Consider the following 11,838-nt stretch of genomic DNA (forward strand, 5'->3'; position numbering starts at 1 on the left):
GCCCGCCGGCGTCTCGGCGCCCTCGGCGCGCCGTCGCCACCCATCGGGCGGGCGCACGCGCGAGGCGAGCAGCACTCCGACGACGGCGATCGCGGCGGTCACGGCGAACTCGGGGGCGAATGCACCGGCGGATGCCACGCTCGCCACGAGTGCGGTGACGGCGAGCGCCGCAGCGCCGCCCAAGGACTCGCCGATGGTCAGCGCTGCGCTGTTGAAGCCCTGCACGGACTGCGGCGACTGCTCGAGCACGGCCACGGAGAAGCGCGGGTACATGAAGCCCATCGCGGCACCCGCGATCGTCCATGCGACGAACACCGCCACGGGCGGCCAGGAGAGCAGCGCGATCGCGAGCACGCCGGCGAGCGCGATCGCGAGCGTCAGCGCCCCGATGCGCACGACCTCGGTGTTCGACAGCCGCGGGTCCAGCCGCCCCTGCAGCCACGATGCGGCCGCCCACGACAGGCCGGCGCCGGTGAGCACGGCGCCGGCGAGGCCGGCGGGAAGGTCGTAGCGCTCGATGAGCATCTTCGGCAGGTAGATCTCGGCGCCGAAGAACGCGCCGGCGACGATCGCCCGCATCAGCACGGTCGCGGGGATGCCGCGCACGGCGCGCAGCGTGCCGACCGGGAGGAGCGGGCGCACCGCGACGATGGCGCCCGCGATCGACAGGACCGCCACGATCCACCGCCAGGGCTCGTCGAACTCGGCCGCGAGGCTGACCCCCAGCGCGGCGGCCGCGGCGAGCACCGACCAGCCGACCCGGCGGCCGCTCCACGGCACGTTCGGGTCGCCCTGCACCCGGTCGAGCACCCGCAGGAGGGGCGCGAGCATCATGAGCGCGGCGGGCAGCACGAGCGCGATCACGCCGAGGAACACCCAGCGCCAGTCGAGGTGCTCGGCGACGTATCCGGCGACCGTGGGCCCCACGATCGAGGGGATGACCCACGCCGCAGCGAAGCCCGCGAACACGCGTGCCCGCACCGATTCGGGGTAGACGCGCGCCACGATCACGTACAGCGGCACGATGACCGCCGCACCTCCGATGCCGTGGACGAGCCGCCCGAGCACGAGCACCGGCATGGTGGGCGCGAGCCCAGCGATGACGAGCCCGACGACGAACAGCCCGCCGGCCGCGAGCAGCGGCGGCAGCGGACCGGAGCGGTCGCTCCAGTTGCCCGCGACGACCATGCCGACGACGCCGGCCGCGAGCGGAACCGAGAAGGCCAGCGCGTAGAGGCCCTCGCCGTCGAGGTCGGCCGCGATGATCGGCATCGCCGTGGTCACCGCGAGCACCTCGAACGCGGCGAGGAAGATGAGCGCGAACATGCCGAGCGAGAGCCACCGCCACTCCGCCGCGAACACGCCCCCGGCGGGGACGGCGTCGTCGGACGGAACGGGGGTGGAGCGGTCGGTCACCTGATCGAGCCTACGTCCGCCCGCCGGCATCCGCTGCGCCGGAACCGGTCGTCGATCGGCGCGAAGCCGCCATCGTGCGGGCGGGACCGGACGCCCTCCCGTCGAGGGCTACATCTCCTCGTGCGTGTCGGGGTCGGCGCCCCAGATGCGCCCGCGTTCGAGTCCGGAGATCGCCTCGACCTCGCCCGCCTCGAGCTCCAGGTCGAACACGTCGAGGTTCTCGCGCCGCCGCTCGGCGTCCGCGGACTTCGGGATCGGCACGGCGCCGAGCGCGAGGTGCCAGGCCAGGACGACCTGGGCGGGCGTCGACCCGTGCCGCTCGGCGATCTCGACGATGACCGGCTCGGCGAGCAGCTCGGTGCGCTTGGCGAGCGGGCTCCAGCTCTCGGTGCGGATCGCGTGCTCGGCGTGGTAGGCGCGGAGTTCGGCCTGCGGGAAGTAGGGGTGCAGCTCGACCTGGTTCACGACGGGCATCAGCCCGGTCTCGGCGGAGAGGCGGTCGAGCATCGCGGGCGTGAAGTTCGAGACGCCGATCGACCGGACGACGCCGCGCTCCTTGAGCTTGATCATCGAGCGCCAGCTGTCGACGTACCGGTCGCGCTTCGGGTTCGGCCAGTGGATCAGGTAGAGGTCGACCCAGTCGAGGTCGAGGCGCTTGCGCGACTGCTCGAAGCTCGCGAGGGTCTCGTCGACGCCGTGATGGCGTCCGGGCAGCTTGGTCGTGACGAACAGGTCGCTGCGATCGACCTCCGCACGGCGGATCGCCTCGGCGACGACCTCCTCGTTGCCGTAGTTGTACGCCGTGTCGATGAGCCGGTAGCCGTCGTGGATCGCCGAGGCGATCGCGTCGACCCCCGACTGGTCGTTCAACCCGTACGTTCCGAGCCCGATCGCGGGGATCGTGTTGCCGTCGGCGAGCGCGTACGCGTGGGCAGTCATGCGGTCCATCCTCCCCCGGGACGGGTCGCACATGCCAGCCGAACTGCGGCATCCGCGCCGATTCCCAGCCGAACCGCCGCCTCGGGCGCCGAAGATCCGGCCTCGACCGCCGCTAGGGCACGACCTCGACGTCGGCCGGGACGACGGATGCCGCGGCCCCGTCCCCGACGGGGGGCGTGCGCCGCGCCCGCACCCGGCGCACGATCGTGACGACGACGGATGCCGCGGCCAGCACGATCGGCATGACCAGGTTCTGCCATGCGAGCAGGAGCAGGCCCGCGGTGAGCACCGTCGCGACGATCGCGAGCCACCAGCCGAGCGAGAACCGCCGGAGGATGAGCGTCGCGGCGAGCATGCCGGCGGCGTAGATCGCGACCATGTTGCTCGTGTGGATGAGGATGAAGCCCGTCAGGTCGAGCTCGTTCCAGAGCATCAGGACGAAGTAGACGACGATGAGCGCCCCGGTCAGGGCGAGCGCCCGGCGGGGCACCGCGCCGTCCTCGGCGCCCTTCGCGAAGTACCGGGGCAGGTCGCCGTCGCGGCCGAGCGCGGCGCCGAGCTTGCCGAACGCGGGCAGGTAGGCGTTCAGGACGCCGACGGTGACGATCGCGGCGACGATCGCGACGAGGACCGACCCGATGCCCGGCGCCGTCGTCTCGACGAGGTCGAGCAGCGGCACCTGGCTGGTTCCCGCCCGGTCGCCGAGCACGGCGACGGTCGCGAACTGCAGCGCGAGGTAGCCGAGGCCGACCACCGCGATGGCGATGCCCGTCGCGATCGGGATGATGCGGCGCGGGTCGCGGAACTCGCCGGCGATGTGGGTGCCGACCTCCCATCCGGCGAACGCCCAGACGAAGAGGCTGATGGCGACGCCGACCCCACCCCAGCCGTTCGGGAGGAACGGGGTGAAGTTCGCGGCGTCCGCTGCCGGGAAGGTGACCGCGACGACGCCCACGACGACCGCGAGCAGCAGGCCCGTGAGCACGAACTGGACCCATCCGGCGACGCGCACGCCGAACCAGTTGGCGATGAGCGGCGGCAGGAAGACCGCGAATCCGATGATCGGCACGGCGGCGCGGTCGACGCCGAGCACCGCGACCACGTACTCGCCGCCGAGGATGGCGACGACGGGTGCGCCGACGCAGACGCCGAAGAAGAACCAGTACCCCGTCATGCGGGCCGCGGTCGGGCCGAGCACGCGGCGGACGTAGCTGGCCACGCCGCCGGGGTCGGGGAATCGCGAGGCGAGCGCGGCGAAGGTGCCCGCGAGCGGGATCGACAGCACGAGCACCGCCGCGACGGCCAGGATCGAGGCGGGGCCGGCGACCTGCGCGGCGAGGCCGGGGAGGACGAGGATGCCGGTGCCGAGGACGCTCGCGACGTAGAGGGCCGTGCCCTGGACGAGACCCAGCCGGCCGTGATGCGGTGCGGCGCGGCCGACCGGGGGCGCGATGTCCAGGGTTCTCGTACTCACGAGAACATCGTGCCGGATGCCGCCGCCGCGCGCGCTGGCAGGCAAGACATCGTTCGTTGAAATCCTGCCAGCGTCACCCGCCGGCGCCGCGGTGTCGACGCCGCAGTGCCGGCGCCGCGGGTCGCGCTACACGCGCCCGAGCGTCGCGTCGATGTCGGCGAGCAGGTCGTCGACGTCCTCGATCCCGACCGACAGGCGCACGATCGACTCCGGCACCTCGGCCTCGGTGCCCTTCACCGACGCGTGCGTCATCTCCGACGGGTAGTTCACGAGCGACTCGACGCCGCCGAGCGACTCGGCCAGCGTGAAGAGCTCGGTCGACTCCGCGAACCGGCGCGCGGCCGCGCCGCCGCCCGCCAGGTCGATCGACACCATGCCGCCGAAGCCCGACATCTGGCTCGCGGCGAGCGCGTGGCCGGGGTGCGACTCGAGGCCCGGATAGAGCACGCGGGCGACCGCGGGATGCTCGTCGAGCCGCCGGGCGATCGCGAGCGCGTTCTGGCTGTGCCGCTGCATCCGCACGCCCAGGGTCTTGATGCCGCGCGTCGTCAGGAACGCGTCGAACGGGCCCGAGACCGCCCCCGCGGCGAACTGCGTGAAGCCGACGCGCTCGGCGAGCTCCTCCTGGCCGGGCGCGAACACGAGCGCACCGCCCACCACGTCGGAGTGGCCGCCGAGGTACTTCGTGGTCGAGTGGATGACCACGTGCGCGCCGAGCGAGACCGGCTGCTGGAGCGCGGGGCTCGCGAACGTGTTGTCGACGACGACCGTGAGGCCCGCCTCGTCGCCGAGCTCGGCGAGCGCCGCGATGTCGGAGATCTTCATGAGCGGGTTCGACGGCGTCTCGACCCAGAGCACCTTCGTGGTGCCGAGCTCGATCGCGGCGCGCACCGCGTCGAGGTCGCTCGTGTCGACCGTCGAGTGACGCACGCCCCAGTCGCCGAAGATCCGGCGGATGAGCCGGTGCGTCCCGCCGTACACGTCATCGCCGATGACGACATGGTCGCCCGGCTGCAGCACGGTGCGGAGCAGCGCGTCCTCCGCCGCGAGGCCCGACGCGAACGACAGGCCGCGGATGCCGCCCTCGATCGCCGCGAGCTGGGTCTCGAGCGCGGTACGGGTCGGATTGCCGCCGCGCGAGTACTCGTACCCGCCCCGGAGGCCCCCGATGCCGTCCTGCGCGTACGTCGAGGTCACGTGGACCGGCGGGATCACGGCCCCGGTCGTGGGATCGAACTCCTGGCCCGCGTGGATCGCCCGCGTGTCGAAGCCTGCGTCGTGGTGCATCGTTCCGGCCTTTCAGGAGGAGAGGTAGGTCAGCAGGTCGGTGCGCGTGATCACGCCGAGCGCCTTGCCGCCGTCGGTCACGAGCATCGCGGGCGCCTCGCCGAACGCCTGGCGCGCGGTCGCGACGGGCTCGTTGACGCCGATGAGCGGCAGCGGATCGCCGACCACCGCCGACACCTCGTCGGTGAGCTTCGCGCGGCCCGAGAACACTTGGTCCAGCAGTTCGTCCTCGTGGAGCGCGCCGACCACCTCGCCGAGCACGACGGGCGGCTCGGCGGAGAGCACGACGAGCTGCGAGACGCCGGCCTCGGTCATCCGGTCGATCGCCTCGCGCACCGTGTCGTTCGGGTGCACGTAGACGAACGGGGCGGTGCGGTCGGCCTTCGCCGCGAGGATGTCGCGGATCGTGTGCCCCGCGGGCGCGTTGCCGAAGCCGTAGGCGCGCAGCCACTTGTCGTTGAAGATCTTGCCGAGGTAGCCGCGCCCGGAGTCGGGGAGCAGCACCACGAAGACGTCGTCGGGGCCGGCGGATGCCGCGGCCCTCAGCGCCGCGACGACGGCCATGCCGCTCGACCCGCCCACGAGGATGCCCTCCTCGCGCGCGAGGCGCCGCGTCATCTCGATCGACTCGGTGTCGCTGACCGCGATGATCTCGTGCGGCACGCTCGGGTCGTACGCGGTCGGCCAGAAGTCCTCGCCGACGCCCTCGACGAAGTAGGGCCGCCCCGTGCCGCCCGAGTAGACCGAGCCCTCCGGGTCGGCGCCGATGATCCGGACCGTGTCGCCGGAGACCTCGCGGAGGTAGCGGCCGGTTCCCGTGATCGTGCCGCCCGTGCCCACGCCCGCCACGAAATGCGTGACCGTGCCGTCGGTGTCGCGCCAGATCTCGGGACCGGTCGTCTCGTAGTGCGAGAGCGGGCCGTTGGGGTTCGAGTACTGGTCGGGCTTGAACGCACCCGGGATCTCGCGGGCGAGCCGGTCGGAGACGCCGTAGTACGACTCCGGGCTATCGGGCGCCACCGCGGTCGGCGTGACGACGACCTCGGCGCCGTACGCCTGCAGCACGTTCCGCTTGTCCTCCGACACCTTGTCGGGGCACACGAACACGCACCGGTAGCCGCGCTCCTGCGCCACGAGCGCGAGGCCGACGCCCGTGTTGCCCGACGTGGGCTCCACGATCGTGCCGCCGGGCTTCAGCTTGCCCTCGCGCTCGGCCGCGTCGATGATGTTGCGCGCGATGCGGTCCTTGGAGGAGCCGCCCGGGTTCAGGTACTCGAGCTTGACCAGCACCGTGGCATCCGTCACGCCCTCGGTGACGTGGTTGAGCTTGACGAGCGGCGTGTTGCCGACGAGGTCGGTGATGTGGGCTGCGTACTTCATTCCGCTATTCGTTCCTTGGTGTCGGTTGCGTCGAGGGGCGCCCGTTCGGCGCCCGACGCGAGGGAAGGGGTCGCGCGTTCAGCGACGACAACACCGGCACGAGAGGCTCACGCGGCCAGCCTAGCGAATGACGGATGCCTCGTGGCAGCCCGTCGGCACCCACCTCGCCCGCACCGGCTCAGCTGCCGGTCGCGTCCGCACCGGTCGTCGCGCGCCGCCGCGCGGAGCCCCTCGGCGGCAGCAGCGTGTCCGACTCCTCGAGCGACATCCCGTTCGTCTCGGGGATCTTGGCGAGCACGAAGAAGAAGGAGAGCGCGGCGAAGGTCGCGTACATGCCGTAGGTCAGCAGGAGCGACGTGTTCGCGAGGAGCGGGAACGTGACCGTCACGACGAAGTTCGCGATCCACTGGGCCGCCGCGGCGAGGCCGAGCGCGCGAGCGCGGATGCGGTTCGGGAAGATCTCGCCGAGCAGCACCCACACGAGCGGGCCCCACGAGAAGCCGAAGAACACGACGAAGAGGTTCGCCGCCACGAGCGCGGTCGGGCCCCAGGCGCCCGGGAGGGTGATGTCCTCACCCGAGCCGCTGGCGTTGCCGAACGCCAGCGCCATCGTGGCGAGCGAGACCGCCATGCCCGCCGACCCGACGAGCAGCAGCGGACGACGGCCGACCCGGTCGACGAGCGCGATCGCGACGAACGTCACCAGGATGTTCGTGATCGACGTGAACACGCTGATCGCGAAGGCGTTGGACTCGTCGAAGCCGACCGCGCTCCAGAGCGTCGTCGAGTAGTAGAAGATCACGTTGATGCCGACGAACTGCTGGAACACCGACAGCAGGATGCCGATCCAGACGATGCCGCGGAGGCCGAACACGGGCCCGCGCAGCGCACCCTTCGTCTGCTTCGCCTCGTCGTCCGCCTTCATGGTGTTCCGGATGTCGCGCACCGCGCGCTCCACCTCGCCGGGCTGGATGCGCTGGAGCACGGCCCGCGCCTCGTCCTCCTTCTCCACGCGCATCAGGAAGCGCGGCGACTCCGGCAGCGAGAACGCGATGAGGCCGTACGCGACGCTCGGGACGATGCCCGCGAGGAACATCCAGCGCCAGGCGTCGAGTCCCAGCCAGAAGGGCTCGGCGGCGCCGCCGGCGGCCCACGCGAAGACCGCGTCGGAGAGCAGGGCGGTGAAGATGCCGAAGACGATCGCGAGCTGCTGCAGCGACGCGAGCCGCCCGCGGGCGCGCCTCGGCGAGATCTCGGCGATGTAGGCGGGCGAGACGACCGACGCGATGCCGATGCCGATGCCGCCGATCACGCGCCAGACGATGAGGTCCCACACGCCGAGTGCGAGGCCGGAGCCGATCGCCGAGATGAGGAACAGGCTCGCGCCGAGGATCATCACCGGGATGCGACCGAACCGGTCCGCGAGACGGCCCGCGAGCTCCGCGCCCACCGCGCAGCCGAGCAGCGCGCTCGCGATCGCGAGGCCCGTGAGTCCCGCCGACAGGCCGAACTCCTGCTCGATCGCGTCGACCGCGCCGTTCACCACCGAGGAGTCGAAGCCGAACAGGAAGCCGCCGACGGCGCCCGCGACGGCGAGGGCGACGACCCGCCGGTTCAGGCCGCGTCCGCGACCCGCGTCGGCCTCGTCGTGAGGCCCGCCGGCGGCGTCGACCGCCGGTTCGTCGATGTCCTCGCTCATGGGTCGACCTCCCCCGCCGACCTCCGACCCGGACCGCTCGATCGGTCCGCACGCGGTCGCCCCCGCCGGCTCGATTCGCATGCTAGTCCCACGTCGGCGCGCGTCGACGGCGGCGCACAGGTGACGGCGTTCTCCCAGCCCGATACGTTCGTATAGAGGACCACGGATCCCCGCCGTTCCGACCGTTCCAACCCCCGCTCGAGGAAGGCCCCCGCGTGAGCGCGACCCAGCCCGGAAAGAAGCCCACCGTCAAGCAGCAGCGCGCCGCGGAACGCGAGCGCAAGCTCGAGGCGTACCGCAAGCGCGAGGCGCGCATGAAGCGGAACCGCCTCATCGCGATCTGGAGCTCCATCGGCGTCGCCGTCGCGATCGTCGCCCTCGTCGTGACGTCCATCGTGCTCACGCCGCGTGCGGCGAACTACACCGCGGGCGGCGACGGCACCGAGATCGAGGGCGTCGAGACGTTCGAGAACGCCTCCGAGCACGTCCAGGGCGTCGTCGAGTACCCGCAGACGCCGCCCGCGGGCGGCCAGCACAACCCCGCGTGGCTGAACTGCGGGGTCTACGAGGAGCCCGTGCCGAACGAGAACGCCGTGCACTCGCTCGAGCACGGCGCGATCTGGGTCACGTACGACCCCGAGGCCCTCTCCGACGACGACATCTCGACGCTGCGGTCGAAGCTGCCGAGCACCTACGTCATCCTGTCGCCGTTCGACGGCCTTCCGTCGCCGGTCGTGCTGAGCGGCTGGAACTCGCAGCTCCAGGCCGACGGCGTCGACGACCCGCGCATCGAGGACTACCTCGAGGAGTACTGGCAGAGCCAGAACGTGCCCGAGCCCGGCGCCGCCTGCACCGGCGCGATCGACGGCCCCGGCAAGGTCGCGTGAGCGCGGAGCACGACGAGCGGCCGCGCTCCGGCGTCGGCCGCTGGGCGGTGGTGCTCGCGGCATCCGTCGCCCTCATCGCCGTCGCCGGTGCGGCCTTCGCGATCGGGCGGCTCTCGACGCTCGGCGAGGAGACCCCGTCGACCACGAGCGCCGAGGCGGGCTTCGCCCGCGACATGCAGGTGCACCACCAGCAGGGCGTCGAGCTCGCGATGATCGTGCGCGACGCCACCGACGACCCCGACGTGCGACTGCTCGGCTACGACATCGCGACCGCGCAGGCGCAGCAGTCCGGGCAGATGTACGGATGGCTCGCCGAGTGGGGCCTGCCGCAGGCGGGCTCCGAGCCGTCGATGACGTGGATGACCCGGCCCGTCGCCGACGGGAGCTCGCACGACGGGCACGACTCCGCCGACGGGTCGGGCGAGGCCGCGCACCTGCCGGGCGAGCCCATGCCCGGGCTGGCGACGCCCGAGCAGGTCGCCGAGCTCCGCGAACTCGACGGCGTCGAGGCCGAGCGGAGGTTCCTCGAGCTCATGATCGCCCACCACGAGGGCGCGGTCGTGATGGCGGAGGCCGTGCTGGAGCGCTCGACCTACCCCGTCGTCGTGTCGTTGGCCGAGTCGATCATCCTGAGCCAGCAGGCCGAGATCGCCCTGATGGAGGACATGCTCGCCGAGCGCTCCTGAGGCGGCTCCGCCGCCGGATCAGGCGGTGGGCACCTCGGGCCGCTCGGCCTGCTCACGGTAGAGCGAGGCGTAGACGCCGCCCTGCGCGATGAGCTCGGCGTGCGTCCCGCGCTCGGCGATGCGGCCGGCGACGACCACGAAGATCACGTCGGCCGACACGACCGTCGAGAGCCGGTGCGCGATCGCGATCGTCGTGCGGCCGCGCGAGGCGTCGTCGAGCGCGGCCTGCACCACGCGCTCGCTGATCGTGTCGAGCGCGCTCGTGGCCTCGTCGAGCACGAGCACGGCCGGGTCCTTCAGCAGCACGCGGGCGATCGCGATGCGCTGCTTCTCGCCGCCGGAGAGGCGGTAGCCGCGCTCCCCCACGACGGTGTCGTAGCCCTCGGGGAACGACGCGATCGTCTCGTGGATGTTCGCCGCGCGCGCCGCGGCCTCCAGTTCCTCGTCGCTCGCCTCGGGCTTCGCGTACCGCAGGTTCTCGGCGATCGACGCGTGGAACAGGTAGGTCTCCTGGCTCACGATGCCGATGTTCGACACGAGCGACTCGTGCTCGAGGTCGCGCACGTCGACGCCCGCGAAGCGCACGGCACCGCCGGTCGCCTCGTAGAGCCGCGGCACGAGGTACGACACGGTCGTCTTGCCCGCGCCGCTCGGCCCGACGAACGCCGCGTACTGGCCCGGCTCGATCGTGAACGACACGTCGTCGAGGGTCGGCCGGCCGTCGTGGTCGGCGTCGGGGTACCGGAACGCGACGCGGTCGAACTCGACGCGGCCGAGGATCGGCCGGCCCGCGGCATCCGTCGCCGTCGCCTCGGGCACCGGCCGCGCGCCGGGCGCATCGGTGATGGCCGGCCGCAGGTCGAGGTACTCGAAGATGCGCGCGAAGAGCGCGCCCGAGGTCTGCAGGTCGAGCGCGACGCGCATCAGCGCCATCAGGGGGAACAGAAGGCGCGCCTGCACCGTCGTGAACGCCACGATCGTGCCCGGCGAGATGTCGGTCGTGCCGCCCGCGATGAGCCAGCCCGAGGCGAGGTACACGATCGCGGGGATCGCCGACATGAAGATGCCGACCATGGCGAAGAACCACTGGCCCGTCATCTGCTGCCGCACCTGCAGGGCGATCTGGTTCTCGTTCTCGTCGCTGTAGCGCGCGATCTCGCTGCGCTGCCGCGTGAAGCTCTTCGAGAGCAGGATGCCCGACACCGACAGCGTCTCCTGCGTGATCGCCGTCATCTCCGAGAGCGACTCCTGCGTCTTCGCCGCGATGCGTGCGCGCACCTGCCCGACGCGGCGCTGTGCGATCACCATGACCGGCAGCAGGAACAACGCGATGAGCGTGAGCTGCCAGTTGAGCAGCAGCATGGCCACGAACGCGGCGAGCACGGTGACGGTGTTGCCGAGGACGCTCGAGACCGTGTTCGTGAGGACGGATGCGACCCCGCCGACGTCGTTCTGCAGCCGCGACTGGATGACGCCCGTCTTGGTGCGCGTGAAGAAGCTGAGCTCCATGCGCTGCAGGTGCGTGAACATCCGCACCCGGAGCGCGCCCATCACCCGGTTGCCGACGGTCGCGGTGAGCCAGGTCTGCCACACGCCGAGGAGCGACGACACGATGAACACGGCGAGCATCGCGACGACGATCGTGGTGAGGACCGGCAGGTTCGGCCCCATCACCTGCCCGTCGGCGCCGACCGGGAACAGCCCCTCGTCGAAGGCCCGCTCGGTGAGCAGCGGCGGGATGACGCTCAGCGCGGCGCCCACGAGCACCAGCACGATCGTGGCCGTGAGTGCGCCCTTGTGCGGGGCGAACAGCTCGGCGATGCGCCGCATGAGGTGCGGGATCTTCGGCGCCTCCGCGTTCTCGGCGCGCTGCGCCGATTCGTCGGCCCCGCTGATGCGGGTGCGGGGCTTGCCCATCCGCCCCGACTGCCCGCCCGGGGAGCTCGCGTGCATGCTCATGCATCGAGCCTAGGCTGGCCCGCCGACGGGTCGGCCGCCCGCCGCGGCGAGCAGGCGCGCGTTCGCCGACGGCGTGACGACGGCGCTGACGGACGATGCGGCGGGAGCCGG

General features: G+C 72.1%; 9 protein-coding genes. 2 read left to right on the plus strand and 7 right to left on the minus strand.

Annotated elements, in window-relative coordinates:
• The 6 genes from ESO86_RS04815 to ESO86_RS04840 all read right to left on the minus strand — a co-directional run.
• The coding region (locus tag ESO86_RS04815) for an MFS transporter (protein WP_242492206.1) at positions 1-1,416 on the minus strand (1,416 nt) is incomplete at its 3' end.
• A gap of 108 nt (positions 1,417-1,524) precedes the next feature.
• On the minus strand, positions 1,525-2,355 hold the full coding sequence (locus tag ESO86_RS04820) for an aldo/keto reductase (RefSeq protein WP_129233744.1): 831 nt from the start codon (positions 2,353-2,355) through the stop codon (positions 1,525-1,527).
• Positions 2,356-2,467: 112 nt separating this feature from the next.
• Entirely contained in the window at positions 2,468-3,829 is a 1,362-nt protein-coding gene (locus ESO86_RS04825) for an APC family permease (protein ID WP_242492207.1), read from the minus strand.
• 126 nt (positions 3,830-3,955) lie between these two features.
• Positions 3,956-5,116 (minus strand): cystathionine gamma-synthase, encoded by a 1,161-nt coding sequence (locus ESO86_RS04830; RefSeq protein ID WP_129233745.1) that lies wholly within the window; start codon positions 5,114-5,116, stop codon positions 3,956-3,958.
• A gap of 12 nt (positions 5,117-5,128) precedes the next feature.
• Positions 5,129-6,496, minus strand: coding sequence for a cystathionine beta-synthase (locus ESO86_RS04835; RefSeq protein WP_129233746.1), 1,368 nt, complete (start codon positions 6,494-6,496; stop codon positions 5,129-5,131).
• Between the two features lie 178 nt (positions 6,497-6,674).
• Positions 6,675-8,195 carry a sugar porter family MFS transporter gene (locus ESO86_RS04840; protein WP_129233747.1) on the minus strand — a complete coding sequence of 507 codons (1,521 nt, stop codon included), beginning with the start codon at positions 8,193-8,195 and terminating at the stop codon, positions 6,675-6,677.
• Positions 8,196-8,410: 215 nt separating this feature from the next.
• Here ESO86_RS04840 and ESO86_RS04845 point away from each other — a divergent pair, with 215 nt between their 5' ends.
• Positions 8,411-9,082: a DUF3105 domain-containing protein gene (locus ESO86_RS04845; RefSeq protein WP_129233748.1), complete on the plus strand. Its 672-nt coding sequence runs from the start codon at positions 8,411-8,413 to the stop codon at positions 9,080-9,082.
• A complete protein-coding gene (locus ESO86_RS04850) occupies positions 9,079-9,768 on the plus strand; it encodes a DUF305 domain-containing protein (RefSeq protein ID WP_207207017.1) in 690 nt (229 codons plus the stop codon). The genes ESO86_RS04845 and ESO86_RS04850 overlap by 4 nt, the downstream gene beginning before the upstream one ends.
• 18 nt (positions 9,769-9,786) lie before the next feature.
• On the opposite strand, the gene ESO86_RS04855 is transcribed toward ESO86_RS04850, so the two are convergent.
• Positions 9,787-11,727: an ABC transporter ATP-binding protein gene (locus ESO86_RS04855; protein WP_422836474.1), complete on the minus strand. Its 1,941-nt coding sequence runs from the start codon at positions 11,725-11,727 to the stop codon at positions 9,787-9,789.
• Positions 11,728-11,838 lie beyond the last annotated feature (111 nt).

Source organism: Agromyces binzhouensis (assembly GCF_004135055.1).
Lineage (GTDB): Bacteria > Actinomycetota > Actinomycetes > Actinomycetales > Microbacteriaceae > Agromyces > Agromyces binzhouensis.